The sequence below is a fragment of the Streptomyces sp. GbtcB7 genome (assembly GCF_019091445.1).
GTDB lineage: Bacteria > Actinomycetota > Actinomycetes > Streptomycetales > Streptomycetaceae > Streptomyces > Streptomyces mirabilis.
The window spans coordinates 214,894-240,658 of the sequence record NZ_JAGXJM010000010.1; the positions used below are offsets into that span (position 1 = coordinate 214,894).

Below are 25,765 nucleotides of genomic sequence, written 5' to 3' on the forward strand. Positions count from 1 at the left end.
CAGGGGGTAACCGACCGCAACGAGGACAAGAGGAGCCCATGCCTGCCGAGAGCATGCCGGAACCCGGCACGCCGGGTGATCCCGGAACGAGCGCCCCGCGTCGCCGCGCGGGCGGCAGCCGCCGCAAGCCGCGCAGCACGCGCAGCAAGGCCCTGCTCATCACGGCCTGGACCGCGGCGGGCATCGTGGTGCTGGGGGGCGCCGGCGCCGGGTACCTGTACTTCAAGCTCAACGGCAACATCAAGACCGTCGACATCAACCAGGCCCTCGGTACCGACCGGCCGCTGAAGGTCGACAACGGCTCCGAGAACATCCTGGTCCTGGGCTCCGACACCCGCTCCGGCAGCAACAAGAAGCTGGGCGGCGGCATCGACGACGGCAGCGCCCGCTCGGACACGGCGATGATCGTGCACATATACGAGGGCCACAAGAAGGCCAGCGTGGTCTCCATACCCCGCGACACCCTCGTCCCGCGCCCCTCCTGCACCGACGCCAAGGGCGTCACCCACGCCGCCGCGACCAGCGTGATGTTCAACTCCGCGTACTCCACCGGCGGGGCCGCCTGCGCGGTGAAGACCGTCGAATCCATGTCCGGTATCCGCATGGACCACTACATCGAGGTCGACTTCAGCGGCTTCCAGAAGCTCATCGACGACCTCGACGGTGTTCGGGTGACCACCACCAAGAACATCAAGGACCCCGACAGCCATCTGAACCTGACCGCGGGCACGCACACCCTCGACGGTCAGCAGGCGCTCGGCCTCGTCCGCACCCGGCACGGCGTCGGAGACGGCTCCGACCTCGGCCGCATCCAGCTCCAGCAGGCGTTCATCAAGGCCCTGGTCAACCAGGTCAAGCACATCGGCGTGCTGTCCAGCCCCACGAAGCTGTACGACCTCGCCGACACCGCGACCAAGACCGTCACGACCGACTCCGACCTCGGCACGGTCAAGAACCTCGCGTCCTTCGCCAACGGCCTCAAGGGCATCAGCTCGTCGAACATGAACATGGTGACGATGCCGGTCCAGTACGACAGCGCGGACGCCAACCGCGTCCTCGTCGACAAGGCCAAGGCGCAGCTGGTGTGGACCGCCCTGAAGAACGACCGGACGATCCCGAAGGCGGCCACGAAGGGCACGGCCACGGGCACGGCGAAGGGCGTCGTCAGCGCCCCGTAAGGGCGCGGGGCGTGACACTGTGCGGCTCCGCCGCGTGGGCGCGACCAGCCACAAACCGGCCCGCAGGGAATAGACAACCCCAGACCCCGGTTTTGGGGGATGGCGCCAGTCCTGGCAGACTGGTACGTCGGCTCCGGTTCACGCACCCGCATCCCGCGGTGGCGACCCGGCGCCCTCCCGAAACTAGGAGACACCTTGAAGCGCGACATCCACCCCGAGTACGTCGAGACGCAGGTCAGCTGCACCTGTGGCGCGTCGTTCACCACCCGTAGCACGATCTCCAGCGGCTCCATCCGCGCCGAGGTCTGCTCCGAGTGCCACCCGTTCTACACGGGCAAGCAGAAGATCCTCGACACCGGTGGCCGCGTGGCCCGCTTCGAGGCCCGCTTCGGCAAGGCTGCCGCTGCCAAGAAGTAGCGAGCCCACAGCGCCGGTCTTCGGCGTCCCCGGCACGGGGGCGCCGGGACCGGCGCTTTGCGGTGCAGCCCCCACATTCGTCTTACCTACGTCCCTGAGCCCATGATGGAGCTGGGGACAGTCCATTGGAGCCGGAGATGTTCGAGGCGGTCGAGGAACTGATCGGCGAGCACGCCGATCTGGAGAAGAAGCTCGCTGACCCGTCGGTCCACGCCGACCAGGCCAACGCGCGCAAGCTGAACAAGCGCTACGCCGAGCTGACCCCGATCGTCGCGACGTACCGCTCCTGGAAGCAGACCGGGGACGACATCGGCACGGCGAAGGAGTTCGCCGCCGACGACCCCGACTTCGCGGCCGAGGTCAAGGAGCTGGAGAAGCAGCGCGAGGAGCTCACCGAGAAGCTCCGTCTGCTGCTGGTCCCGCGCGACCCCAGCGACGACAAGGACGTCATCCTCGAGATCAAGGCGGGCGCGGGCGGCGACGAGTCGGCCCTGTTCGCCGGCGACCTGCTGCGCATGTACCTGCGCTACGCCGAGCGCGTCGGCTGGAAGACCGAGATCATCGACTCCACCGAGTCCGAGCTCGGCGGCTACAAGGACGTCCAGGTCGCGGTGAAGACCAAGGGCGGCCAGGGTGCCACCGAGCCCGGTCAGGGTGTCTGGGCGCGCCTGAAGTACGAGGGCGGGGTGCACCGCGTGCAGCGGGTGCCCTCGACCGAGTCGCAGGGCCGTATCCACACCTCCGCGGCCGGTGTGCTGGTCACGCCCGAGGCCGAGGAGGTCGACGTCGAGATCCACGCGAACGACCTGCGCATCGACGTCTACCGCTCGTCGGGCCCCGGCGGCCAGTCCGTCAACACGACCGACTCCGCGGTGCGCATCACGCACATTCCGACCGGAGTCGTCGCCTCCTGCCAGAACGAGAAGAGCCAGCTGCAGAACAAGGAGCAGGCGATGCGTATTCTGCGCTCCAGGCTCCTCGCCGCGGCGCAGGAGGAAGCGGAGCGTGAGGCCGCGGACGCCCGCCGCAGCCAGGTCCGCACCGTCGACCGCTCCGAGAAGATCCGTACGTACAACTTCCCGGAGAACCGCATCTCGGACCACCGCGTCGGATTCAAGGCGTACAACTTGGACCAGGTGCTCGACGGGGACCTCGACGCGATGATCCAGGCGTGCGTCGACGCCGACTCGGCCGCGAAGCTCGCGGCCGCGTAAGGCGGAACGGCGGACGGCCGAACGGCGCAACGGCCGGACGGCCGGACGCAGCTCTGTGAGGCCGTACCTGTAAGCCCTGCTCGTCAAGCCGTACGACAACAGCTCAGCCCCGGAGGACCAGCGTGAACCTGCTGCTCGCGGAAGTGGCCCAGGCCACCCAGCGGCTGGCCGACGCCGGCGTGCCCTCGCCGCGCAACGACGCGGAGGAGCTCGCTGCCTTCGTGCACGGCGTGAAGCGGGGCGAGCTGCACACCGTCAAGGACGTGGACTTCGACGCCCGCTACTGGGAGGTGACCGCGCGCCGCGAGGCCCGCGAGCCGCTCCAGCACATCACCGGACACGCCTACTTCCGCTATCTGGAACTCCAGGTGGGCCCCGGGGTGTTCGTCCCGCGTCCGGAGACGGAGTCCGTCGTCGGCTGGGCCATAGACGCCGTCCGCGCGATGGATGTCGTCGAGCCGCTGATCGTCGACCTGTGCACCGGCTCGGGCGCCATCGCGCTCGCGCTCGCGCAGGAGGTCCCGCGCTCCCGCGTACACGCCGTGGAGCTGTCCGAGGACGCCCTCCAGTGGACGCGCAAGAACGTCGAGGGGTCCAGGGTCGACCTGCGCCAGGGAGACGCCCTGGAGGCCTTCAGGGACCTCGACGGCCAGGTGGACCTGGTGATCTCCAACCCGCCGTACATCCCGCTCACGGAATGGGAGTACGTGGCGCCGGAGGCCCGGGACTACGATCCCGAACTCGCCCTGTTCTCGGGCGAGGACGGACTGGACCTCATCCGTGGCATCGAGCGCACCGCGCACCGACTGCTGCGCCCCGGCGGCGTCGTCGTCATCGAGCACGCCGACACCCAGGGCGGGCAGGTGCCGTGGATCTTCACCGAGGAGCGGGGCTGGGCCGACGCGGCCGATCACCCGGACCTCAACAACCGGCCGCGGTTCGCGACCGCCCGCAAGGCGATGCCGTGAGCGCGCGCATCGTGACCCCCAGCCAGCAGTACGTGTACGAGGAGGCCCGCTAAATGGCACGGCGATACGACACCAACGACGCGACCGACCGCATCACCGGTCTGCGTGAGGCCGCGTCCGCCGTCCGCCGTGGCGAGCTGGTGGTCCTCCCGACGGACACGGTCTACGGCATCGGCGCCGACGCGTTCACCTCGGAAGCCGTCGCCGACCTCCTCGAGGCCAAGGGCCGGGGCCGCAACATGCCCACCCCTGTCCTCATCGGCTCCCCGAACACCCTGCACGGCCTCGTCACGGACTTCTCCGAGATGGCCTGGGAGCTCGTCGACGCGTTCTGGCCGGGTGCGCTCACCCTCGTCGCCAAGCACCAGCCGTCCCTGCAGTGGGACTTGGGCGACACCCGGGGCACGGTGGCCATCCGTATGCCGCTGCACCCGGTCGCCATCGAACTGCTGACGGAGGTCGGCCCGATGGCCGTCTCCTCCGCGAACCTCACGGGCCACCCGGCGCCGGAGGACTGTGACGCCGCGCAGGAGATGCTCGGCGACTCCGTCTCCGTGTACCTGGACGGCGGTCCGACCCCCGGCAACGTTCCCTCCTCGATCGTCGACGTCACCGGCAAGGTGCCGGTCCTGCTGCGTGCGGGTGCGCTGTCGGCGGAGGAGCTCCGGAAGGTCGTACCCGACCTCGAGGTGGCGAATTGACAGCCCCTGACGCGGGGCGTGGCATAGGCACGGGGATCACGGGGACCAATGGGTCCCCCAGGGGGTCCTTCCGCATCCTCCACGTCAGCACCGGCAACGTGTGCCGCTCGCCGATCACCGAGCGGCTGACCCGCCATGCCCTCGCGGACCGGCTGGGCGACCCCCTGTGGGGCGGACTCATCGTCGAGAGCGCCGGCACCTGGGGGCACGAGGGCGCCCCCATGGAGGCCAACGCCGAGACGGTCCTCGCGGACTTCGGCGCGGACCCCTCCGGCTTCGTCGGCCGCGAGCTCCTCGACGACCACGTCATCAGGGCCGACCTGGTCCTCACCGCGACCCGCGACCACCGCGCCCAGGTCATCTCCATGGGCCACTCCGCGGGCCTGCGCACCTTCACCCTGAAGGAGTTCACCAGGCTGGTCCGCGCCATAGACCCGGCCACGCTCCCGCCCCTGGAGGACGGTGTGGTCGAACGTGCCCGCGCCCTGGTGCGGGCTGCCGCCGCTCTGCGCGGGTGGCTGCTGGCTCCCACGGCGGAGGCGGACGAGGTCTTCGATCCGTACGGTGCGCCTCTGCCGTTCTTCCGTTCGATCGGCGACGAGATCAACGAGGCACTGGATCCGGTGGTGACGGCGCTGACGGGGGTGCGGGCGCGCGCCTGATCCGCCCCGTGGTGGGGGTTCGTCGGACGGAGTCCAGCGCAGCGACCCCGAAGCCCGGGAGGCCCGCCAGGGCCGAGTGGTGCGAGGGGCGCGTGCGGGATTGGGTCCCGGCCACGCTCCCGCCCCTGGAGGACGGTGTGGTGGAACGTGCCCGCGCCCTGGTGCGGGCTGCCGCCGCTCTGCGCGGGTGGCTGCTGGCTCCCACGGCGGAGGCGGACGAGGTCTTCGATCCGTACGGTGCGCCTCTGCCGTTCTTCCGTTCGATCGGCGACGAGATCAACGAGGCACTGGATCCGGTGGTGACGGCGCTGACGGGGGTGCGGGCGCGCGCCTGATCCGCCCCGTGGTGGGGGTTCGTCGGACGGAGTCCGGCGCAGCGACCCCGAAGCCCGGGAGGCCCGCCAGGGCCGAGTGGTGCGAGGGGCGCGTGCGGGATTGGGTCCCGGCCACGCTCCCGCCCCTGGAGGACGGTGTGGTCGAACGTGCCCGCGCCCTGGTGCGGGCCGCCGCCGCTCTGCGCGGGTGGCTGCTGGCGCCCACGGCGGAGGCGGACGAGGTCTTCGATCCGTACGGTGCGCCTCTGCCGTTCTTCCGTTCGATCGGCGACGAGATCAACGAGGCACTGGATCCGGTGGTGACGGCGCTGACGGGGGTGCGGGCGCGCGCGTAGGTCGTTGTGGGCGTTTTCTCGCGGAGCGCCCGATAGGCCGTAATACCGGGCGTCCCACCGGTCCCGGTTCTACATTGGACGTAGCGCACCCCGCCGAGGCCCGGAGCCCACCATGCCGGTCACACAAACGCTGGAAGCGGATGTTCTGCGTCTGCAGGACCCGGAGCTCGCCGAGATCCTGATGGGGGAGCTGGCGCGGCAGTCGACGACGCTCCAGCTGATCGCGGCCGAGAACTTCACCTCGAAGGCGGTGCTGACCGCCCTCGGGTCGCCGCTGGCGAACAAGTACGCCGAGGGGTATCCCGGCGCCCGCCACCACGGCGGCTGCGAGATCGTCGACGTCGCCGAGCGCCTGGCCGTCGAGCGCGCCAAGGCCCTCTTCGGCGCCGAGCACGCCAACGTGCAGTCCCACTCCGGATCCTCGGCCGTCCTCGCCACGTACGCCGCCCTGCTGCGGCCAGGGGACACCGTCCTGGCCATGGGACTGCCGTTCGGCGGCCACCTCACGCACGGGTCGCCCGCGAACTTCTCCGGCCGCTGGTTCGACTTCGTCGGGTACGGGGTGGAGGCGGAGAGCGGGCTCATCGACTACGAGCAGGTGCGCGCCCTGGCCCGTACGCACCGGCCGAAGGCCATCGTCTGCGGGGCGATCTCATACCCCCGGCACATCGACTACGCGCTCTTCCGGGCGATCGCCGACGAGGTCGGCGCCTATCTCATCGCCGACGCCGCCCACCCCATCGGCCTGGTCGCCGGGGGAGCGGCGCCCAGTCCGGTGCCGTACGCCGATATCGTCTGCGCCACCACGCACAAGGTCCTGCGCGGCCCCCGCGGCGGCATGATCCTCTGTGGCAGCGAGCTGGCCGAGCGGGTCGACCGGGCCGTCTTCCCCTTCACCCAGGGCGGCGCCCAGATGCACACCATCGCCGCCAAGGCCGTCGCGTTCGGCGAGGCCGCGACGCCCGCGTTCGCGGCGTACGCGCATCAGGTGGTCGCCAACGCGAAGGTGCTGGCCGAGGGGCTGGCCGCGGAGGGGCTCGCCCTCACCACCGGGGGGACCGACACCCACATGCTCACCGCGGACACCGCTCCGCTGGGTCTCGACGGACGCGGCGCACGAGGCCGCCTGGCCGCCGCCGGAATGGTCCTCGACACCTGTGCGCTGCCCCACGGCGACGCCCGCGGCCTGCGCCTGGGCACGGCCGCGCTGACCACGCAGGGGATGGGCGAGGCGGAGATGTCGCAGGTCGCGAAGTTGTTCGCGGCGGTGCTGCGGGACGAGGCCGACAGCAAGCGGGCACGTGAAGAAGTACGGGATCTGGCCGGGAGATTTCCGCCCTATCCGGACGAGTGAGGGGTACGCGCACACGTGTGCACAGCCACTCGTGCAACCATCGTCGCTACCCGGAAGTCCCCAACCATATGCGCGCATCGCTAGGGTGTGGGGCTGAGATGGCCAGCGAGACCTGTGGGGAAGCCCGTGCGTGAATATCTGCTGACGCTCTGCATCACGGCCGCGGTGACGTATCTGCTGACAGGGCCGGTACGGAAGTTCGCGATCGTGGCCGGAGCCATGCCGCAGATCCGGGCACGTGACGTGCACCGGGAACCCACGCCGCGGCTCGGCGGCATCGCGATGTTCTTCGGTCTGTGTGCCGGTCTGCTGGTCGCCGACCATCTGCGGAACCTCAACGCGGTCTTCTCGGACTCCAACGAGCCCCGCGCCCTGCTCTCCGGCGCCGCGCTGATCTGGCTGATCGGTGTCCTGGACGACAAGTTCGAGATCGACGCCCTGATCAAGCTGGGCGGCCAGATGATCGCCGCGGGTGTGATGGTCATGCAGGGTCTGACGATCCTGTGGCTGCCCATCCCCGGCGTCGGCCTGGTCGCGCTGACCCAGTGGCAGGGCACCCTGCTCACCGTGGCGCTGGTCGTCATCACGATCAACGCGGTGAACTTCGTCGACGGCCTCGACGGTCTGGCCGCCGGCATGGTGTGCATCGCCTCCGCCGCGTTCTTCCTGTACGCGTACCGCATCTGGTACAGCTACGGCATCGAGGCCGCCGCCCCGGCGACCCTCTTCGCGTCGATCCTCATGGGCATGTGTCTGGGCTTCCTGCCGCACAACATGCACCCCGCCCGGATCTTCATGGGTGACTCCGGCTCGATGCTGATCGGCCTGGTGCTGGCCGCCGGCGCGATCTCCATCACCGGGCAGATCGACCCGGACGCGATGAACCTGTTCTCCGGTTCGGAGCGCAACACCGTGCACCAGACGGTGCCGGTCTACATCCCGCTGCTGCTGCCGCTGACGATCATCGCGGTCCCGGCCGCCGACCTGGTGCTCGCCATCGTGCGGCGCACCTGGCGTGGTCAGTCGCCCTTCGCCGCCGACCGCGGCCACCTGCACCACCGCCTCCTGGAGGTCGGCCACTCGCACAGCAGGGCCGTCCTGATCATGTACTTCTGGTCGGCGCTGATCGCCTTCGGAGCGCTCGCCTTCTCGGTGAACTCGGCGTCCATGTGGATCGTGCTGGGCATCGCGGCGCTCAGCGCGGTGGGTCTCGTACTGCTCCTGCTGCCGCGCTTCACGCCGCGTGCCCCGCGTTGGGCCGAGCACCTGGTGCCGCCGCGCTACCGCCGCCGGCGCAGGGTCGCCCTGGCCGCCGAGGCGGAGGCTGCCATGGCCTCCGTCGCGTACGAGGAGCCGATGTCCCACGAGAAGGCGGCCCAGGAGCGGGAAGAAGGCGTCCGCGAACACCGTTCCCCGGTCACCACGGGTGTCTCAGGAGTCAACGGAGCGACGGCAATTGGGCCCCGTGCGCGCTTCCTTGAAGGGCGTAAAGCCGAATCTTCACGCTGACGCAAAGTAAGAATCCTGCAAGAGGGATCACCGGCAAACCGCGTCAATACCAGACAAGTCGCCCTCGATATTGCACAAACGCGCAGGTTCACTCTCATGTGTGACAGCGAGCACACCTTCTAGGTAAAGACCGCATCAAATAGTTTGTGATACGGTTCACGAGAACCCGGGATAGAGCCGAAGGACCGTAGTGAGACGGCCCCTTGGCGTGAGGTTCTCTCTCAGCCCGGGACTACGCTCGTCCATGACGACACCCTGCCCCCGAAGCAAGCGGAGTTGCCGCCATGCCGTCCAATGACGCCCGGAACCTATTGCACACCGCTGTCCCCACGGCGGCCGTCGGCGCGATCGCCGTCGCCGTCAGTGGCGTGGTCGCGGGTGGCAAAGGCGCGCTCGGTGCGGGCATCGGCACACTGCTGGCCATCCTCTTCATGGGGATCGGCCTCTACGTCCTGCAGTGGACGGCAAAAACGCTCCCGCAGCTGTTCCAGGCCATGGGCCTGATGCTCTACGTAGCCCAGCTCCTGCTGCTCCTGATCTTCGTGGCACTCTTCAAGAACACGTCTCTGTTCAACCCCAGGGCGTTCGCGGTCGGCCTCGTCCTCGCGACCGTCGTGTGGATGGCGGCGCAGGCGCGGGCGCACATGAAGGCCAAGATCTTCTATGTCGACCCCGAACCCGAGAAGAGCGAGAAGCCCGAGAAATCAGGGTCCTCGTCGTGAGGGGTAGGGGTGGGATAAAGCCATGTGGGAGATCCTGCTATCGTCCGGTGCCAACTGCGGCATCGCGGGCGCGGGCATCTGAGCTGACGCCTGCTCAATCGCGAGGCTTGATGCCCCACAGCCGCCCTCACATCCGTTACACCAGTCCAGTGCCGAACCGCGGCTGCGCGCCGCGCCGACACAACGAGGTTGCCGTACCTATGCGTCACGCCGAAGGAGCCCGTGGTGAGTGCTGACCAGACCCAGCTCGCCTTTGACTGGAGCTGTCGGATCATGTCCGACAACGGGTGTGGCTTTCCGGCTCCGGGCCTGCACTCGTTCCTCTTCAAGCCGCTCGCCACGGTCGGGGGGTTCGAGTTCAACAAGGTCATGCTGCTCGCCCTCGTCACCTCCATCCTTGTCGTCGCCTTCTTCTGGGCGGCCTTCGGCAAGGCGAAGGTGATCCCGGGCAAGCTGCAGATGGTCGGTGAGGCCGGTTACGACTTCGTGCGCCGCGGCATCGTCTACGAGACGCTCGGCAAGCGCGAGGGCGAGAAGTACGTCCCGCTGATGGTCTCGCTGTTCTTCTTCATCTGGATCATGAACATCTGGTCCGTGATCCCGCTGGCCCAGTTCCCGGTCTCGTCGGTCTTCGCCTTCCCGGTGGTACTCGCCGCGCTGGTCTGGATCCTCTGGATCTCGGTCACGTTCAAGCGCCACGGCTTCGTGGGCTTCTTCAAGAACGTGACGGGCTACGACAAGTCGCTCGGCGGGGTGCTGCCCCTCGTGATGGTCATCGAGTTCCTCTCGAACATCTTCGTCCGACCCTTCACGCACGCGGTCCGACTCTTCGCCAACATGTTCGCCGGCCACCTGATGCTGGTCATGTTCACGGTCGCCTCCTGGTACCTGCTGAACAGCTGGATGATCCCGGCGGCCGGTGTGTCGTTCGTGATGACCATCATCATGATCCTCTTCGAGCTTTTCGTGCAGGCCGTCCAGGCGTACGTCTTCGTGCTGCTGGCCTGCTCGTACCTCCAGGGCGCGCTCGCCGAGCACCACTGAGTCACCGCCCCCCGCAAGCCCCAGAACGTCCGGTGGCCAACCCCCGCCGGTCCAAGAAAGAGAAGGAAGATTCAGCATGGCTGCCACTGAGACCCTCGCCGCTGTCACGGGTTCGCTCGGTTCCATCGGCTACGGCCTCGCCGCCATCGGCCCCGGCGTCGGCGTCGGCATCATCTTCGGTAACGGCACCCAGGCCCTGGCCCGTCAGCCCGAAGCTGCCGGCCTGATCCGTGCCAACCAGATCCTCGGCTTCGCCTTCTGTGAGGCGCTCGCCCTCATCGGCATCGTCATGCCGTTCGTGTTCGGTCGCTAAGCACTAGCCACCTGACACTTTTCGACGAAAGGCACTGATGTGATCGCCAACCTGGTTGCTCTCGCAGCCGAGGAAGAGCAGAACCCGCTCATCCCGGCCGGCCCCGAGCTGCTCGTCGGCACCATCGCCTTCGCCATCGTGTTCTTCTTCTTCTGGAAGAAGCTCCTCCCGAACATCAACAAGGTTCTGGAAGAGCGCCGCGCGGCGATCGAAGGCGGTATCGAAGAGGCCGACGCCATGAAGGTCGAAGCCCAGAGCGTGCTGGAGCAGTACAAGGCCCAGCTCGCCGAGGCTCGGCACGAGGCCGCGCGTCTGCGCCAGGAGGCGCAGGAGCAGGGCGCCCAGCTCATCGCCGACATGCGTGCGGAAGGCCAGCGGCAGCGCGAGGAGATCGTCGTCGCCGGTCACGCCCAGATCGAGGCCGACCGCAAGGCCGCCTCGCAGGCGCTGCGCCAGGACGTGGGCAAGCTCGCCACCGACCTGGCCGGCAAGCTCGTCGGTGAGTCCCTCGAGGACCACGCCCGGCAGAGCCGCGTCATCGACCGCTTCCTCGACGATCTCGAGGAGAAGGCCGAGGCGACTCGATGACCGCACACGGAGCAAGCCGCGAGGCCCTCGCTGCAGCTCGTGAGCGTCTCGATGCGCTGACGGACTCGACGTCCGTGGACGCGGTCCAGCTCGCCGACGAGCTGGCCGGCGTCACCGCGCTGCTCAACCGCGAGGTGTCGCTGCGTCGGGTCCTGACCGACCCGGCGCAGCCCGGCGAGGCCAAGGCCGAGCTGGCCCAGCGCCTGCTCGGCGGCCAGGTCGGCGGGCCGACCGCGGACCTGGTGGCCGGCCTGGTGCGCTCGCGCTGGTCGCAGTCGCGTGACCTGGTGGACGCGCTGGAGGAGCTGGCGAGCATCGCCGACCTCACGGCCGCCCAGCGGGCGAACGCGCTCGACGACGTCGAGGACGAGCTGTTCCGCTTCGGTCGGATCGTCTCTTCGAACACCGAGCTGCGCGCCGCGCTGACCGACCGCACCGCCTCGAAGGCGGCCAAGAGCGAGCTGCTGCACAGCCTGCTCGGCGGCCGGGCCAACCCGACCACCGAACGCCTGGTGACGCGCCTTGTGGCAGCGCCCCGGGGACGTAGCCTGGAGGCGGGACTCGAGTCCCTGTCCAAGCTCGCCGCCGATCGCCGCAACCGCATGGTCGCTGTCGTCACCTCGGCGGTCCCGCTGAGCGACGGACAGAAGCAGCGCCTCGGCGCCGCTCTGGCGAAGCTCTACGGCCGCCCGATGCACCTCAACCTCGACGTGGACCCCGAGGTCGTCGGCGGGATCCGGGTGCAGGTCGGCGACGAGATCATCGACGGTGCCGTCGCGGACCGACTCGAGGACGCGCGCCGCCGCATCGCCGGCCAGTAGCAACTCAATACGCGTAACCACGTAGTACTTACGGCCCTGGTTGGGCCGTGCAGAGGATTCCTGGGGGCTGACCCCAGACCCCCCAAGAAAACTTCGGGCCCAACAAGGAGAGCAGGGAACCCAGATGGCGGAGCTCACGATCCGGCCGGAGGAGATCCGGGACGCGCTGGAGAACTTTGTCCAGTCGTACAAGCCGGACGCGGCCTCGCGCGAGGAGGTCGGTACGGTCACCGTCGCCGGCGACGGTATCGCCAAGATCGAGGGCCTTCCCTCGGCGATGGCGAACGAGCTGCTGAAGTTCGAGGACGGAACCCTCGGTCTCGCGCTGAACCTGGAAGAGCGCGAGATCGGTGCGGTCGTCCTCGGCGAGTTCAGTGGTATCGAGGAGGGCCAGCCGGTGCAGCGCACCGGTGAGGTGCTGTCCGTCGCCGTGGGCGAGGGCTACCTCGGCCGCGTCGTCGACCCGCTCGGCAACCCGATCGACGGCCTCGGCGAGATCGAGACCACCGGCCGCCGCGCCCTCGAGCTGCAGGCCCCGGGCGTCATGGTCCGCAAGTCGGTGCACGAGCCGATGGAGACCGGCTACAAGGCCGTCGACGCGATGACCCCGATCGGCCGTGGCCAGCGTCAGCTGGTCATCGGCGACCGTCAGACCGGCAAGACCGCGCTGGCTGTCGACACGATCATCAACCAGCGCGACAACTGGCGCTCGGGCGACACCAAGAAGCAGGTCCGCTGCATCTACGTCGCCATCGGTCAGAAGGGTTCGACCATCGCCTCCGTGCGTGGCGCCCTCGAAGAGGCCGGCGCGCTGGAGTACACGACCATCGTCGCCGCCCCGGCGTCCGACCCGGCCGGCTTCAAGTACCTTGCGCCGTACACCGGTTCGGCCATCGGCCAGCAGTGGATGTACGAGGGCAAGCACGTCCTCATCATCTTCGACGACCTCTCGAAGCAGGCCGACGCCTACCGCGCCGTGTCCCTGCTGCTCCGCCGTCCGCCGGGGCGCGAGGCCTACCCCGGTGACGTCTTCTACCTGCACTCCCGTCTGCTGGAGCGCTGCGCGAAGCTCTCCGACGACCTGGGCGCCGGTTCGATGACGGGTCTGCCGATCGTCGAGACCAAGGCGAACGACGTGTCGGCGTTCATCCCGACCAACGTCATCTCCATCACCGACGGCCAGTGCTTCCTGGAGTCCGACCTGTTCAACGCCGGCCAGCGTCCGGCCCTGAACGTCGGTATCTCGGTCTCCCGCGTCGGTGGCTCCGCCCAGCACAAGGCGATGAAGCAGGTTTCCGGCCGGCTCCGCCTCGACCTCGCCCAGTACCGCGAGCTGGAGGCGTTCGCCGCCTTCGGTTCCGACCTGGACGCCGCGTCGAAGTCCCAGCTGGAGCGCGGTCAGCGGTTGGTCGAGCTGCTCAAGCAGGCTCAGTACCAGCCGATGGCCACCGAGGACCAGGTCGTCTCCGTGTGGGCCGGTACCACCGGCAAGATGGACGAGGTACCGGTCGCCGACATCCGCCGCTTCGAGAAGGAGCTCCTGGAGTACCTGCACCGCAAGGAGCAGGGACTCATGACCTCCATCAAGGAGGGCGGCAAGATGTCGGACGACACCCTCACGGCCATCGCGGACGCCATCGCGGACTTCAAGAAGCAGTTCGAGACCTCGGACGGCAAGCTTCTCGGCGAAGACGTTCCGGCCGCGGCCAAGTGACGTAAGGAAGGGACCTGACTCATGGGAGCCCAGCTCCGGGTCTACAAGCGTCGCATCCGATCCGTCACCGCGACCAAGAAGATCACCAAGGCGATGGAGATGATCGCCGCCTCGCGCGTCGTCAAGGCGCAGCGCAAGGTGAGGGCCTCCGCGCCGTACGCGACCGAGCTCACTCGCGCGGTCACGGCGGTCGGCACCGGCTCGAACACCAAGCACCCGCTGACCACGGAGGCGGAGACGGCGACCCGTTCCGCGGTGCTGCTCCTCACGAGCGACCGCGGACTGGCCGGCGCCTTCAACTCCAACGCCATCAAGGCGGCGGAGCTGTTGACCGCCCGTCTTGAGGAGGAGGGCAAGGAGGTCGACACGTACATCGTCGGCCGCCGCGGTCTGGCCCACTACAACTTCCGCGAGCGCACGGTCGTGCAGTCGTGGTCGGGCTTCACCGACGAGCCCACCTACGCGGACGCCAAGAAGGTCGCGGCGCCGCTGATCGAGGCCATCGAGACGGCGACGGCGGACGGCGGCGTGGATGAACTCCACATCGTCTACACCGAGTTCGTGTCGATGATGACGCAGACGGCGGTCGACGGCCGCCTGCTGCCACTGCGCCTCGAAGAGGTCGCGGAAGAGGCGCCCAAGGGCGAGATCCTTCCGCTGTACGAGTTCGAGCCGTCGGCGGAGGACGTCCTCGACGCCCTGCTGCCTCGGTACGTCGAGAGCCGTATCTACAACGCGCTGCTCCAGTCGGCTGCCTCCAAGCACGCCGCCACCCGCCGCGCGATGAAGTCGGCGACCGACAACGCGGGAGACCTGATCACCACGCTCTCCCGTCTTGCCAATGCGGCCCGCCAGGCCGAAATCACCCAGGAAATCAGCGAGATCGTCGGTGGCTCCGCAGCCCTTGCCGACGCGACCGCGGGGAGTGACAAGTAATGACGACGACTTCTGAGACGGCCGTTGCCACGGGCCGCGTCGCCCGGGTCATCGGCCCGGTCGTCGACGTGGAGTTCCCCGTCGACGCGATGCCGGACATCTACAACGCCCTTCACGTCGAGGTGGCCGACCCGGCCAACGCCGGCGAGAAGAAGACGCTGACCCTGGAAGTCGCCCAGCACCTGGGTGACGGCCTGGTCCGCACGATCTCCATGCAGCCCACCGACGGTCTGGTCCGCCAGGCCGCGGTCACCGACACCGGCACGGGCATCACCGTCCCGGTCGGTGACTTCACCAAGGGCAAGGTGTTCAACACCCTCGGTGAGGTGCTGAACTCCGACGAGAAGTACGAGGGCGAGCGCTGGTCCATCCACCGCAAGGCCCCGCGCTTCGACGAGCTCGAGTCGAAGACCGAGATGTTCGAGACCGGCGTCAAGGTCATCGACCTTCTCACCCCGTACGTCAAGGGTGGAAAGATCGGTCTGTTCGGTGGTGCCGGTGTCGGCAAGACGGTGCTCATCCAGGAGATGATCTACCGCGTCGCCAACAACCACGACGGTGTCTCCGTGTTCGCCGGTGTCGGTGAGCGCACCCGTGAGGGCAACGACCTCATCGAGGAGATGTCGGACTCGGGCGTCATCGACAAGACCGCGCTTGTCTTCGGTCAGATGGACGAGCCCCCGGGCACCCGTCTGCGCGTGGCCCTCGCGGGTCTGACGATGGCGGAGTACTTCCGTGACGTCCAGAACCAGGACGTGCTGTTCTTCATCGACAACATCTTCCGCTTCACGCAGGCCGGTTCCGAGGTCTCGACCCTGCTCGGCCGTATGCCCTCCGCGGTGGGCTACCAGCCGAACCTGGCCGACGAGATGGGTCTCCTCCAGGAGCGCATCACCTCGACCCGTGGTCACTCGATCACCTCGATGCAGGCGATCTACGTCCCCGCGGACGACCTGACCGACCCGGCCCCGGCCACCACGTTCGCCCACCTCGACGCGACGACGGTGCTCTCCCGTCCGATCTCCGAGAAGGGCATCTACCCGGCCGTGGACCCGCTGGACTCCACGTCCCGCATCCTGGACCCGCGCTACATCGCGGCGGATCACTACGCCGCCGCGATGCGGGTCAAGTCGGTCCTGCAGAAGTACAAGGACCTCCAGGACATCATCGCGATCCTCGGTATCGACGAGCTCGGCGAGGAGGACAAGCTCACTGTCCACCGCGCCCGTCGCGTGGAGCGCTTCCTGTCCCAGAACACCCACGTCGCCAAGCAGTTCACCGGCGTCGACGGGTCGGACGTCCCGCTGGACGAGTCGATCGCGGCCTTCAACGCGATCATCGACGGTGAGTACGACCACTTCCCGGAGCAGGCGTTCTTCCTGTGCGGTGGCATTGAGGACCTCAAGGCCAACGCCAAGGAGCTCGGCGTCTCCTGAACCTCGCGTACCTGAGGGACTCCGGTTCCTGAGGAACTCGTGTTCGTAAGGGAGGGGGACGGGACCGCACCTCGCGGGGCGCGTCCCGTCCCCCTCCGTACGCCCATTAGACTTTGACCCAACACCCGGCGGCCATGCCGGGTGGTGACCCGAGGAGCCCACCTTGGCTGCTGAGCTGCACGTCGAGCTCGTCGCCGCGGACCGCAGTGTCTGGTCCGGCGAGGCCACCCTGGTCGTCGCGCGTACCGCGTCCGGCGACATCGGCGTCATGCCCGGTCACCAGCCGCTGCTCGGTGTGCTGGAGTCGGGCCCGGTGACCATCCGTACGAGTGATGGTGGAACGGTCGTCGCCGCGGTGCACGGCGGTTTCATCTCGTTCGCCGACAACAAGCTGTCACTGCTGGCCGAGATCGCCGAGCTGTCGGACGAGATCGACGTCCAGCGCGTGGAGCGGGAGCTCGAGCGCGCGAAGGCAGAGGGCGATGCCTCCGCCGAGCGCCGCGCGGACGTCCGTCTGCGGGCGGTGTCGGCGCGCTGAGTCGCCGCGCTGTGTGATGCTTTGCCTCAGCCGCGGCGGGGACCGGATCACTCCGGACCCCGCCGCGGCTGAGGCAGATGCGGAGGTTTTTTCTTTTCCGTTACCTAGGAGACGAGGAGGTCGGTGTCGATGGTCCTCGCTCTGACTGTGTGCGGATTGGTAGTGGCGCTCGTGGTGGTGGGGCTGTTCGTCTTCGGCCTCCGCCGCCGGCTGATCCAGCGCTCCGGAGGCACCTTCGACTGCAGCCTGCGCTGGGACGTCCCGGAGAAGAGTGACCCCAACGGAAAAGGCTGGGGCTACGGCGTCGCCCGCTACAACGGCGACCGCATCGAGTGGTACCGCGTCTTCTCGTACTCCCCCCGCCCGCGCCGCGTCCTGGAACGCTCGGCGATCGAGGTGGCCGGCCGCCGCACCCCGGACGGCGAGGAGGAGCTCGCCCTGCTCTCCGACGCGATCATCCTGGCCTGTGTGCACCGGGGCACCCGCCTGGAACTGGCGATGAGCGAGGACGCGCTGACCGGTTTCCTCGCGTGGCTGGAGGCAGCCCCGCCCGGACAGCGAGTGAATGTGGCCTGAAAGGCCACATTCACTCGCTGGGTGGGGGTCCCCCCGGACGAAGTCTGGGGGAGCGTCAATGTTGCCTAGCGGCTATCCGAGCCCGCCGGTGAGGGCGCTCACCAGTTCGCCGTTGCTGGTGTCTCCGCTGAACTCCCAGAAGAACGCACCGCCCAGGCCCTGGCTCTTGGCCCAGGCCATCTTCGTGCCGATGGTCGCCGGGGTGTCGTAGGACCACCAGTTGCTGCCGCAGTGCGCGTACGCCGTCCCGGCGATCGTGCCGGTGGCCGGGCAGGACGTCTTGAGCACCTTGTAGTCCTCGATGCCCTGCTCATACGTTCCCGGCGCAGGCCCCGTGGCCGTGCCGCCCGGCGCGTCCTGGGTGACGCCCGTCCAGCCGCGGCCGTAGAAGCCGATGCCGATCAGCAGCTTGCTCGCGGGCACACCCTTCGCCTTGAACTTGGCGATCGCGTCGGCCGTGGTGAAGCCGGGCGTCGGGATGCCGCTGTACGAGGTGAGCGGGGAGTGCGGGGCGGTCGGGCCCTGCGCGTTGAACGCTCCGAAGAAGTCGTACGACATCACGTTGTACCAGTCGACGTACTGCGAGGCGCCCGCGTAGTCGGCGGCGTCGATCTTGCCGCCGGAGGTGCCGTCGGCCGTGGTGGCCGCGGTGACCAGGTTGCCCGTGCCGAACTTGGCGCGCAGGGCCTGCATCAGGTTCTTGTAGGCCGCGGCGCCGCTGGTGTCGCAGGACAGTCCGCAGGCGTTCGGATACTCCCAGTCGATGTCGATGCCGTCGAAGACGTCGGCCCAGCGCGGGTCCTCGACCAGGTTGTAGCAGGACTGGGCGAACGCGGTCGGGTTGGCCGCGGCCTGGGCGAAGCCGCCGGACCAGGTCCAGCCGCCGAAGGACCAGAGGATCTTGATGTTCGGGTACTTGGCCTTCAGCTCGCGCAGCTGGTTGAAGTTGCCGCGCAGCGGCTGGTCCCAGGTGTCGGCGACGCCGCTGACCGACTGGTCGGCGGTGAAGGCCTTGTCGTAGTCGGCGTAGGAGTCGCCGATCGCGCACTGGCCGTTGGTGACGTTGCCGAAGGCGTAGTTGATGTGCGTGATCTTGGCGGCCGAGCCGGACGTCACCAGGTTCTTGACGTTGTAGTTGCGGCCGTAGATGCCCCACTCGGTGAAGTAGCCGAGCTTGACGGCGTTGCCGGTGGGCGGCGGGGTGGTGCCGCCACCGGTGGTGTGCACGGCGACCGCGCCGCTGACCGGACCGGTCTGGTCGGCGGTGTCACGGGCCTGGACGGTGTACGAGTAGTCGGTGCCGGCGGTCAGACCGGTGTCCGTGTACGAGGTCGTGGTCACGGTGGCGACCTTGGTGCCGCCGCGCAGGACGTCGTAGTTCTTGACGCCCTTGTCGTCGGTGGCCGCGCTCCAGGAGAGCTTCACCGAGGTGTCGGTGAGCGCGGAGGCGGTGGGGGTGCCGGGCGCGCCGGGCGGGTTGTCACCGGGGACGGTGGTGCCACCGTCGCAACTGCCTCCGTTGAGCGTGCAGTTGGACGGAGATCCCGTGCCGGCGCCGTTGAAGCCGAAGGAGACGGAGGCGCCCGCGGCGAGGGTGCCGTTGTAGGACTTGTTCTTGGCGGTCCAGTGGGTGCCGGAGGAGGTGACGTCCGCGTCCCAGGCCGAGGTGACGGACGTACCGGAGGGGAAGTCCCAGTCGATCGTCCAGGAACTGATGCTGGTGGTACCGGTGTTGGTGACCGTCCACTTGCCTTCGAAGCCCGTACCCCAGTCCTGGGTCTTGGTGTACGTGGCGGTGGCGGAGGTGGCTGCCGAGGCGGGGCTCGCGAGCCCGACGAGGGCGGCGAGCGGAAGCAGCAGGGTGGTGAGTCCTGCCACGGTTCGCTGTCGGACTCTGGTTCTGAAGCGCATGATGCCTCTCCTCGGGAGTGTCGTGGGCATGGCTAAGCGCAGTGCGGCGAGAATAGAAAGGTCTGGACCATAGGTCAATAGGTCTGGACCAGTGCCACGCGCGGTGAGTCAGACCCCCAACTCCTGTGCCAGCACGGCCGCTTGGACCCGACTCCGCAGCTCCAGCTTCCCCAGCAGACGGCTGACGTGGGTCTTCACCGTCGCCTCCGCCATCTCCAGCCGGCCCGCGATCTCCGCGTTGGAGAGCCCCTCACCCAGGCAGGACAGCACTTCCCGCTCCCGGCGCGTCAGCGCGTCGAGCACGGCCGGGTCGGCGCTCGGCTCCCGTACCGGCTTCGCGGCGAACTCGGCGATCAGCCGACGCGTCACGGCCGGGGCGATCAGCCCCTCGCCGCTCGCCACCGTCCGCACCGCCACCAGCAGGTCCCTCGCCTCCGTGTTCTTCAGCAGAAATCCGGCGGCGCCCGCGCGCAGCGCCCCGAAGACGTACTCGTCGAGGTCGAAGGTGGTGAGTACGAGCACGTCGGCGAGCTGCTCGGCGACGACCTGACGGGTGGCGGACACCCCGTCGAGCCGGGGCATCTGCACATCCATCAGGACCAGGTCCGGGCGGAGTTCGCGGGCGAGCGCGACCGCCTGCTCGCCGTCCGCGGCCTCGCCGACCACCTCGATGTCGGGCGCGCTGCGCAGGATGAGGACGAGCCCGGCCCGTACGGCGGACTGGTCCTCGGCGACGAGCACGCGGATCATTCGGGTTCTCCTTGGACGAGGGGCAGGGTGGCGCGCACGGCCCAGATCGAGCCGTCCTTGCCGTCCTTTCCACCCTTGCCGTTCTTGACGTTCCCGCTGTCGGGAGAGGGCTCGGGTCCCGCCTCGAAGCTGCCGCCCAGCAGGTCGGCCCGCTCCCGCATCCCCACCAGACCGGCGCCGGAACCGGGGGCACGGGGGCCGCTGGGACCGCCGTACGGACTGGTCACCGCGATGGCGAGCGAGCCGTTCCGCTGGGTCAGCGTCACCGTGACACGGCCCTCGGGCGCGTGCTTGAGGGCGTTGGTCAGCGACTCCTGGACGATGCGGTACGCGGCGAGTTCGACCGGGGCGGGCACCTTGCCATGCTCGGTGGTGAGCGTGACGTCGAGTCCGTTGGTGCGGGCGCCGGCCACCAGGGCGCTGAGTCCATCGAGGGTGGGTGCCGCGGACGGCTCGCGGTCACCGCTGCCGTCGCGCAGGATCCCGATCAGTCGGCGCATCTCGGCGAGCCCCTCGACACTGTTCTCACGGATGACGGTGAGCGCGTCCTTGGACGTGTTCGGGTCGTCGATGGAGAGCGCGGCCGTGGAGTGGATCGCGATCGCGGAGAGATGGTTGGCCACCATGTCGTGCAACTCCCGTGCCATCCGGGCTCGTTCGGCGGTGACGGCGTGGGCGCGGTCCATCTCGGCGAGCAGGGTCGTCTGTTCGGCGCGCAGCCGTTCGGCGACGGCGGTGTCGCGGTGGTTGCGGACGATCCAACCGGTGGCGGCGGGGGTGAACGTCACCAGGCCGGTGAACGCGCCGATCAGCAGCCCCTCCGGCTTGTGCCAGGCCGCGACCGGCCACACGGTCGCGATCACCGTGATCAGCCCGGTGATCCAGGGGATGCGGCGGGCCGCGCCGGGGGAGCCGTACAGGACGGCCGCGTAGACCAGGTCCGTGAACATCACGACCGTGGCCAGGCTGCCGCGGGTCAGCAGGTCGGCGACGAGCGCGAGTGTGCCCATGAGCAGGGCGGTGCGCGGTCGTGTCCGGCGCAGCAGTTCGCAGCAGGCCATCACGGCCAGCGGCACCAGGACGGCCCAGCCCTGGTCCGCACGGGACATCGGATCGTCCGGCGTACGGCTGTAGAGACCGACGCTCCACAGGAAGAGCCCGCCGAGCAGTCCGCCGGCCGCGATGCCCACGTCGTCGCGGTGGGGGCGGGGCGGTCGCCTGGCCATGACTCCATCCATGACTCCATCCAACATGGCGCACCGGCTCACCGCCTGATGCCCGGGAAGGGTCTGGAACTGCATCTTTCGATGTACCGGGACTTCGTCACCGCCGATGACGATCCGGGCCGCCCCGGACGCGAGCCTGGAGGGGTGACCGAGAGGAGCGAACCGTGATCGTCGGGTTGATCGTCGCGTGCGAGGCCGGTTTCTGGGTGCTGCTGGCCGCGGGCCTCGCCGTCCGCTATCTGCTGGGGCTGCGCCGCACGAGCGTGGCCCTGCTGCTGTGTGAGCCGCTGCTGGAGGTGGTGCTCTTCGTGGTGACGGCGATCGACCTCAGGAACGGCGCCGAGCCGAGCTGGGAACACGGCCTGGCCGCGCTCTACATCGGCTTCACCGTCGCGTACGGCCACTACACGATCCGCTGGTTGGACGGCCACGCAGCCCACCGCCTGGCCGGCGGCCCGCCCCCGCCGAAGCCCCCGCGCTTCGGCCTGCTCCGGGCCGCCCACGAGGGCCGCCTCTGGCTTCGCACCCTCCTCGCGGCGACCGTCGCGTGCGCCCTCCTCCAGAGCGCGATCTGGTTCGTGGGCGCCGGCGACACCTCGTCGCTGCGCGCCTTCCAGTGGGTGGCGCTGCGGGCGGTGGGGCTCCACGGCCTGATCGCCCTGACATATCTGCTCCGGCCCAAACGGGCCCCGGTCACCCAGGGCCGGTCCGACGGCTAGGGCCTGATCCGAGCGACAGGCCCTAGCGTTCGCCGCCCGGGACCCACAGCACGTCCCCGGTCTCCTTGTTCGCGGTGCGGGCCAGGATGAACAGCAGGTCGGAGAGCCGGTTCAGGTAGGTGGCGGTCAGCGGGTTCATGATGTCGCCGTGGACCTCCAGCGCCGCCCATGTCGACCGCTCGGCGCGGCGTACGACCGTGCACGCCTGGTGCAGCAGTGCCGCGCCCGGGGTGCCGCCGGGCAGGATGAAGGAGCGCAGCTTCTCCAGCTCGTCGTTGAAGCGGTCGCAGTCCGCCTCCAGCTTGTCGATGTAGAACTGCTCGACACGCAGGGGCGGGAACTTCGGGTCCTCGACCACCGGGGTCGACAGGTCCGCGCCGACGTCGAAGAGGTCGTTCTGCACCCGGGTGAGGACCGTGACGATCTCCTCGTCGAGGCCGCCCAGCGCGATCGCCGTCCCGATCACCGCGTTCGCCTCGTTGGCGTCCGCGTAGGCCGAGATCCGGGGATCGGTCTTGGCGACCCGGCTCATGTCCCCGAGAGCGGTGGTGCCCTGGTCGCCGGTCCTGGTGTAGATGCGCGTCAGATTGACCATGGGGCCAATTTAGACGGTCTCGCGAGGGGAGCCGACGTGTGACTGAGCACTGCTTCGGCGCCTCTGCATCGTTCCTCTCAGGCGTTCGATTCCGTGCGCATGTTCTCCCTTCGTACCCGTGTCCTTGAATCGGGAACGGCGTTAACCGGAGTGGAGTCCTGGCTGTGCCCGGAACGGAAGGTGGTGAACCATGCTGGTGGGCAGGAAGTACCGCCTCGCGTTCACGCCGGGGCAGGTCGAGATGGCGGAGGAGTTCGGCAATATCTGCCGGGCGGTATGGAATACCGGGCTCGAGCAGCGCCGCGAGTACCGACGCCGAGGTGCGTGGGTCGGCTATGTGCAGCAGGCGCGTGAGGTAGCCGAGGCGAAGGTCGAGCACTCCTGGCTGAAGGCCGCGCCGTCCCACATTCTTCAGCAGACGCTCCGGGACTTGGACAAAGCGTGTCGCAGGCATGGCACATTCCGTGTGCGATGGAAGTCCAAGCAGCGATGGCAGCCCTCGTTCCGGTTCCCCGACCCCAGACACCTTTCGATCGAACGGCTGGGGCGAAAGCGGGCCCGGGTGCGCCTGCCGAAGTTCGGGTGGGTGACCTTTCGGTGGTCCCGCTCGCTCGGCGGCGCGGTGAAATCAGCCACCGTGACCCGCGACGGCAAGCACTGGTACGTCAGCTTTCTGGTGGAGGACGGCGTCAAGGCACCCGCCGTGTCGCTGGAGCGCGGCCGGAGGGGTGTAGACCGGGGAGTTGTCACCCTGGCCGCCACCAGTGACGGCCAATTCCTTGACCGTAGCTTCGTCTCTCCTGGTGAGGCCGCACGGTACCGGCGGCTCCAGCAACAGCTTGCCCGCACTCGGAAGGGATCCGAGAGGCGAAGGGCATGCCGGGCGAAGATGCGGGTCATCATGCGCAGGGTCCGTGACCGGCGCCAGGACTTCCATGCGCAGAGCGCCCGTCAGATTGTGGACGGCAATGCCCTCGTGGTCCTCGAAGACCTCAACACCGCGGCCATGACCGCCGCTGCCAGGGGATCCGTGGCGGAGCCCGGTGTCAGAGTTCGGCAGAAGTCCGGACTCAACCGTGCCATCCTGGACAAAGGCTGGCATTCCTTCGAGTTGGCGGTTCGCAACCGTGCCCGACGTACCGGCGCCACGGTGCGCACGGTGAATCCCGCTCATACGTCAACGACGTGCCCTGTTTGTGGGCATGTGCATCCGGACAATCGCAAGAGCCAAGCGAGGTTCGTGTGCACCGCCTGCGGTCACAAGGAGCACGCTGACACAGTCGGCGCGAAGAGCACACTGGCCCGCGGGCATGCGGGTCACAGGGCGTGGAGACCTCGGCGTCAGCCGGTCCGTGAAGCGCCAACCAGCGTGAAACCGCAAGGAATTAACGCACCGACCGCACAGGTCGGAATCCCCTTGACTTCGGTCGGGGGAGGATCGCCAAGTCCGTCAGTTGAGACGTGACGACCGTCTCACGGCGTGAGACCGTGACACGCATTACTTACTCGTCACACAGGCCCTCACGAGCGCTAGTGTCCGCCCGAGAGGCAGACATAAACACCGCGTCAGGGGAGTCGCACAGTGGCAGGGAAGCTCGCCGTCATCGGAGCCGGGCTCATGGGGTCCGGTATCGCCCAGGTGTCCGCGCAGGCGGGCTGGGACGTCGTTCTGCGGGATGTCACCGACGAGGCGCTCACGCGCGGCATCGACGGCATCAAGGCCTCCTACGACAAGTTCGTGAGCAAGGGCAGGCTGGAGGCGCACGACGCCGATGCCGCGCTCGGCCGGATCACCGCGACCACCGATCTCGACGCCGCCGCGGACGCGGACATCGTCGTCGAGGCCGTCTTCGAGAAGCTCGAGGTCAAGCACGACATCTTCCGCGCGCTCGACAAGATCGTGCGGGACGACACCGTGCTCGCCTCGAACACCTCCGCCATCCCGATCACCAAGATCGCCGCGGCCACCGAGCGCCCGGAGCGGGTCGTCGGCGTCCATTTCTTCTCACCCGTACCGATGATGCAGCTGTGCGAACTGGTGCGCGGCTACAAGACGAGCGACGAAACCCTCGCCACCGCACGGGAGTTCGCCGAGTCCGTCGGCAAGACCTGCATCGTCGTCAACCGTGACGTGGCCGGCTTCGTGACGACCCGTCTCATCTCGGCGCTCGTCGTCGAGGCCACCAAGCTGTACGAGTCCGGCGTGGCCACCGCCGAGGACATCGACCTCGCTTGCAAACTGGGCTTCGGCCATGCCATGGGCCCGCTCGCCACGGCCGACCTCACGGGCGTCGACATCCTCCTGCACGCCACCGGCAACATCTACACCGAGACCCAGGACGAGAAGTTCGCTCCGCCGGAGCTGATGCGCCGGATGGTTGACGCCGGTGACATCGGGCGCAAGAGCGGGCAGGGCTTCTACAAGCACTGAATCAACCGAGTCATCCAGCATCACCCGTCACGGAAACCGCACGTGCCTCTGGGGTGTCACCCCATGAGGTGAATTCGGTATCGGTTCGCTTACAGACGGCAACCTCTGCGGCCTCAAGCCAGTCAGACGGTGCACACGCAAAACGCGGACCGACACCGACGCAGAGAGACTGACGCAGAGGACGAGACGCACTCTCGGGGAGCGCATATGTACATCAGGGGCGACCACGCCGAGCTGGTCGTCGGGGGCCGCCTCGACGTACGCAGCGCGGCGGACGCCCGTACGGTCCTGCACTCGGCCGTCGACGACGGAGTCGGCGACCTGGTGCTGGACCTGTCCGAGCTGGACTCCTGGGACGCCACCGGGCTCGGTGTCATCATGGGGGCCCACCGAAGGGCCGGGCGGTGCGGCCGACGGCTCGTGCTGCGCCGTGTACCACCACAGATGCAGCGCCTGCTGGTGGCCACCCGGCTGCACCGGATCCTCGCGATCGAGGGCGGCATCGGAGTCGAGTCACTGCCCCGGGTGTGACCCGGCGTACGCCTCCTGAGCGGCGTGCGAAACGCACCTCGCGCACAATCCTCACGAGACTGTGACGTCTCGGGCGGCGCGGTACCCCGGCCTGTCGGAGATACTGTGCGAAGGTTTAGGGTTCGGCTGCCCGCCACCCGAAACCCTACGAGCGGGCACCGGACCAGAAGCGACAGCGCGGTGTGCAGCAAGGCCGGGAGGGGCCTGGGTCCTTGTTACCGGACTCCCGGCGACAAGATCC

Annotated in this window: 26 protein-coding genes and 2 pseudogenes; 24 read left to right on the forward strand and 4 right to left on the reverse strand. The window is 68.6% G+C overall.

What is annotated here, in order from left to right; translation table 11 throughout:
* The first annotated feature begins 38 nt into the window (after positions 1-38).
* The 20 genes and pseudogenes from KVT44_RS18655 (at position 39) to KVT44_RS18750 (ending at position 17,361) form a co-directional block, all read left to right on the forward strand.
* Positions 39-1,178, forward strand: a complete 1,140-nt coding sequence (locus KVT44_RS18655) for an LCP family protein (RefSeq protein WP_190172738.1) — start codon at positions 39-41, stop codon at positions 1,176-1,178.
* A 195-nt stretch (positions 1,179-1,373) separates the two neighbouring features.
* Entirely contained in the window at positions 1,374-1,595 is a 222-nt protein-coding gene (gene rpmE / locus KVT44_RS18660) for a 50S ribosomal protein L31 (RefSeq protein ID WP_033323852.1), read from the forward strand.
* Positions 1,596-1,732: 137 nt separating this feature from the next.
* Positions 1,733-2,809, forward strand: coding sequence for a peptide chain release factor 1 (gene prfA / locus KVT44_RS18665; RefSeq protein ID WP_054233261.1), 1,077 nt, complete (start codon positions 1,733-1,735; stop codon positions 2,807-2,809).
* A 122-nt stretch (positions 2,810-2,931) separates the two neighbouring features.
* Complete coding sequence (gene prmC / locus KVT44_RS18670) at positions 2,932-3,777, forward strand: peptide chain release factor N(5)-glutamine methyltransferase (protein ID WP_054233232.1); 846 nt, start codon at positions 2,932-2,934, stop codon at positions 3,775-3,777.
* A 53-nt stretch (positions 3,778-3,830) separates the two neighbouring features.
* Positions 3,831-4,478, forward strand: a complete 648-nt coding sequence (locus tag KVT44_RS18675; RefSeq protein WP_054233231.1) for an L-threonylcarbamoyladenylate synthase — start codon at positions 3,831-3,833, stop codon at positions 4,476-4,478.
* Complete coding sequence (locus KVT44_RS18680; protein ID WP_054233230.1) at positions 4,475-5,140, forward strand: low molecular weight phosphatase family protein; 666 nt, start codon at positions 4,475-4,477, stop codon at positions 5,138-5,140. Before KVT44_RS18675 ends, KVT44_RS18680 begins: the two co-directional genes overlap by 4 nt.
* A 107-nt stretch (positions 5,141-5,247) precedes the next feature.
* Positions 5,248-5,475, forward strand: a pseudogene (locus KVT44_RS18685) (protein-tyrosine-phosphatase); the annotation flags it as partial.
* A gap of 107 nt (positions 5,476-5,582) precedes the next feature.
* Positions 5,583-5,810: pseudogene (locus KVT44_RS18690) on the forward strand (protein-tyrosine-phosphatase); the annotation flags it as partial.
* A gap of 112 nt (positions 5,811-5,922) precedes the next feature.
* Positions 5,923-7,164: a serine hydroxymethyltransferase gene (glyA, locus tag KVT44_RS18695; RefSeq protein WP_217567844.1), complete on the forward strand. Its 1,242-nt coding sequence runs from the start codon at positions 5,923-5,925 to the stop codon at positions 7,162-7,164.
* Between the two features lie 126 nt (positions 7,165-7,290).
* A complete protein-coding gene (locus KVT44_RS18700; RefSeq protein WP_217567845.1) occupies positions 7,291-8,673 on the forward strand; it encodes an MraY family glycosyltransferase in 1,383 nt (460 codons plus the stop codon).
* Between the two features lie 284 nt (positions 8,674-8,957).
* A complete protein-coding gene (locus KVT44_RS18705; RefSeq protein WP_099920648.1) occupies positions 8,958-9,395 on the forward strand; it encodes a hypothetical protein in 438 nt (145 codons plus the stop codon).
* Positions 9,396-9,668: 273 nt separating this feature from the next.
* A complete protein-coding gene (gene atpB, locus KVT44_RS18710; protein WP_217567879.1) occupies positions 9,669-10,439 on the forward strand; it encodes a F0F1 ATP synthase subunit A in 771 nt (256 codons plus the stop codon).
* Between the two features lie 76 nt (positions 10,440-10,515).
* Positions 10,516-10,752 carry an ATP synthase subunit C gene (locus KVT44_RS18715; RefSeq protein WP_045558932.1) on the forward strand — a complete coding sequence of 79 codons (237 nt, stop codon included), beginning with the start codon at positions 10,516-10,518 and terminating at the stop codon, positions 10,750-10,752.
* A 39-nt stretch (positions 10,753-10,791) separates the two neighbouring features.
* Complete coding sequence (locus tag KVT44_RS18720; RefSeq protein ID WP_099920646.1) at positions 10,792-11,340, forward strand: F0F1 ATP synthase subunit B; 549 nt, start codon at positions 10,792-10,794, stop codon at positions 11,338-11,340.
* Positions 11,337-12,161 carry a F0F1 ATP synthase subunit delta gene (locus KVT44_RS18725; protein WP_217567846.1) on the forward strand — a complete coding sequence of 275 codons (825 nt, stop codon included), beginning with the start codon at positions 11,337-11,339 and terminating at the stop codon, positions 12,159-12,161. Before KVT44_RS18720 ends, KVT44_RS18725 begins: the two co-directional genes overlap by 4 nt.
* 124 nt (positions 12,162-12,285) lie before the next feature.
* Positions 12,286-13,875 (forward strand): F0F1 ATP synthase subunit alpha, encoded by a 1,590-nt coding sequence (gene atpA, locus KVT44_RS18730; protein WP_054233223.1) that lies wholly within the window; start codon positions 12,286-12,288, stop codon positions 13,873-13,875.
* 21 nt (positions 13,876-13,896) lie between these two features.
* Complete coding sequence (locus tag KVT44_RS18735) at positions 13,897-14,811, forward strand: F0F1 ATP synthase subunit gamma (protein WP_099920644.1); 915 nt, start codon at positions 13,897-13,899, stop codon at positions 14,809-14,811.
* On the forward strand, positions 14,811-16,247 hold the full coding sequence (gene atpD, locus KVT44_RS18740) for a F0F1 ATP synthase subunit beta (RefSeq protein ID WP_054233221.1): 1,437 nt from the start codon (positions 14,811-14,813) through the stop codon (positions 16,245-16,247). The genes KVT44_RS18735 and atpD overlap by 1 nt, the downstream gene beginning before the upstream one ends.
* A 163-nt stretch (positions 16,248-16,410) precedes the next feature.
* Positions 16,411-16,785, forward strand: a complete 375-nt coding sequence (locus KVT44_RS18745; RefSeq protein WP_054233220.1) for a F0F1 ATP synthase subunit epsilon — start codon at positions 16,411-16,413, stop codon at positions 16,783-16,785.
* Between the two features lie 129 nt (positions 16,786-16,914).
* Positions 16,915-17,361, forward strand: a complete 447-nt coding sequence (locus tag KVT44_RS18750; RefSeq protein WP_054233219.1) for a DUF2550 domain-containing protein — start codon at positions 16,915-16,917, stop codon at positions 17,359-17,361.
* A 72-nt stretch (positions 17,362-17,433) separates the two neighbouring features.
* On the opposite strand, the gene KVT44_RS18755 is transcribed toward KVT44_RS18750, so the two are convergent.
* From KVT44_RS18755 to KVT44_RS18765, 3 genes are all read right to left on the reverse strand, one after another.
* Positions 17,434-19,272 (reverse strand): glycoside hydrolase family 18 chitinase, encoded by a 1,839-nt coding sequence (locus KVT44_RS18755; protein WP_217567847.1) that lies wholly within the window; start codon positions 19,270-19,272, stop codon positions 17,434-17,436.
* Positions 19,273-19,380: 108 nt separating this feature from the next.
* Positions 19,381-20,022 (reverse strand): response regulator transcription factor, encoded by a 642-nt coding sequence (locus KVT44_RS18760; RefSeq protein WP_217567848.1) that lies wholly within the window; start codon positions 20,020-20,022, stop codon positions 19,381-19,383.
* The gene (locus tag KVT44_RS18765; RefSeq protein WP_190174297.1) at positions 20,019-21,248 is read right to left on the reverse strand and encodes a sensor histidine kinase; all 1,230 of its coding nucleotides are present in this window, start codon (positions 21,246-21,248) and stop codon (positions 20,019-20,021) included. Before KVT44_RS18765 ends, KVT44_RS18760 begins: the two co-directional genes overlap by 4 nt.
* A 164-nt stretch (positions 21,249-21,412) precedes the next feature.
* Here KVT44_RS18765 and KVT44_RS18770 point away from each other — a divergent pair, with 164 nt between their 5' ends.
* A complete protein-coding gene (locus KVT44_RS18770) occupies positions 21,413-21,967 on the forward strand; it encodes a hypothetical protein (protein ID WP_190174296.1) in 555 nt (184 codons plus the stop codon).
* 22 nt (positions 21,968-21,989) lie between these two features.
* On the opposite strand, the gene KVT44_RS18775 is transcribed toward KVT44_RS18770, so the two are convergent.
* The gene (locus tag KVT44_RS18775) at positions 21,990-22,562 is read right to left on the reverse strand and encodes a cob(I)yrinic acid a,c-diamide adenosyltransferase (protein ID WP_190174295.1); all 573 of its coding nucleotides are present in this window, start codon (positions 22,560-22,562) and stop codon (positions 21,990-21,992) included.
* 190 nt (positions 22,563-22,752) lie between these two features.
* Between KVT44_RS18775 and KVT44_RS18780 the strand changes: the two genes are divergently transcribed.
* The 3 genes from KVT44_RS18780 (at position 22,753) to KVT44_RS18790 (ending at position 25,524) form a co-directional block, all read left to right on the forward strand.
* A complete protein-coding gene (locus KVT44_RS18780; RefSeq protein ID WP_254649553.1) occupies positions 22,753-24,027 on the forward strand; it encodes a transposase in 1,275 nt (424 codons plus the stop codon).
* Between the two features lie 117 nt (positions 24,028-24,144).
* A complete protein-coding gene (locus KVT44_RS18785; protein ID WP_054233213.1) occupies positions 24,145-24,993 on the forward strand; it encodes a 3-hydroxyacyl-CoA dehydrogenase family protein in 849 nt (282 codons plus the stop codon).
* A gap of 207 nt (positions 24,994-25,200) precedes the next feature.
* Positions 25,201-25,524 carry an STAS domain-containing protein gene (locus tag KVT44_RS18790; RefSeq protein ID WP_030596935.1) on the forward strand — a complete coding sequence of 108 codons (324 nt, stop codon included), beginning with the start codon at positions 25,201-25,203 and terminating at the stop codon, positions 25,522-25,524.
* Positions 25,525-25,765 lie beyond the last annotated feature (241 nt).

Excerpts from the sequence above, each read along its gene's own strand:
- KVT44_RS18655 (WP_190172738.1), top strand. The coding sequence starts at position 39 with ATGCCTGCCGAGAGCATGCCGGAACCCGGCACGCCGGGTGATCCCGGA.
- prfA (WP_054233261.1), top strand. The coding sequence starts at position 1,733 with ATGTTCGAGGCGGTCGAGGAACTGATCGGCGAGCACGCCGATCTGGAG.
- KVT44_RS18675 (WP_054233231.1), top strand. The coding sequence starts at position 3,831 with ATGGCACGGCGATACGACACCAACGACGCGACCGACCGCATCACCGGT.
- glyA (WP_217567844.1), top strand. The coding sequence starts at position 5,923 with ATGCCGGTCACACAAACGCTGGAAGCGGATGTTCTGCGTCTGCAGGAC.
- KVT44_RS18705 (WP_099920648.1), top strand. The coding sequence starts at position 8,958 with ATGCCGTCCAATGACGCCCGGAACCTATTGCACACCGCTGTCCCCACG.
- atpB (WP_217567879.1), top strand. The coding sequence starts at position 9,669 with ATGTCCGACAACGGGTGTGGCTTTCCGGCTCCGGGCCTGCACTCGTTC.
- KVT44_RS18715 (WP_045558932.1), top strand. The coding sequence starts at position 10,516 with ATGGCTGCCACTGAGACCCTCGCCGCTGTCACGGGTTCGCTCGGTTCC.
- KVT44_RS18725 (WP_217567846.1), top strand. The coding sequence starts at position 11,337 with ATGACCGCACACGGAGCAAGCCGCGAGGCCCTCGCTGCAGCTCGTGAG.
- atpA (WP_054233223.1), top strand. The coding sequence starts at position 12,286 with ATGGCGGAGCTCACGATCCGGCCGGAGGAGATCCGGGACGCGCTGGAG.
- KVT44_RS18735 (WP_099920644.1), top strand. The coding sequence starts at position 13,897 with ATGGGAGCCCAGCTCCGGGTCTACAAGCGTCGCATCCGATCCGTCACC.
- atpD (WP_054233221.1), top strand. The coding sequence starts at position 14,811 with ATGACGACGACTTCTGAGACGGCCGTTGCCACGGGCCGCGTCGCCCGG.
- KVT44_RS18750 (WP_054233219.1), top strand. The coding sequence starts at position 16,915 with ATGGTCCTCGCTCTGACTGTGTGCGGATTGGTAGTGGCGCTCGTGGTG.
- KVT44_RS18755 (WP_217567847.1), bottom strand. The coding sequence starts at position 19,272 with ATGCGCTTCAGAACCAGAGTCCGACAGCGAACCGTGGCAGGACTCACC.
- KVT44_RS18760 (WP_217567848.1), bottom strand. The coding sequence starts at position 20,022 with ATGATCCGCGTGCTCGTCGCCGAGGACCAGTCCGCCGTACGGGCCGGG.
- KVT44_RS18765 (WP_190174297.1), bottom strand. The coding sequence starts at position 21,248 with ATGGCCAGGCGACCGCCCCGCCCCCACCGCGACGACGTGGGCATCGCG.
- KVT44_RS18775 (WP_190174295.1), bottom strand. The coding sequence starts at position 22,562 with ATGGTCAATCTGACGCGCATCTACACCAGGACCGGCGACCAGGGCACC.
- KVT44_RS18780 (WP_254649553.1), top strand. The coding sequence starts at position 22,753 with ATGCTGGTGGGCAGGAAGTACCGCCTCGCGTTCACGCCGGGGCAGGTC.
- KVT44_RS18790 (WP_030596935.1), top strand. The coding sequence starts at position 25,201 with ATGTACATCAGGGGCGACCACGCCGAGCTGGTCGTCGGGGGCCGCCTC.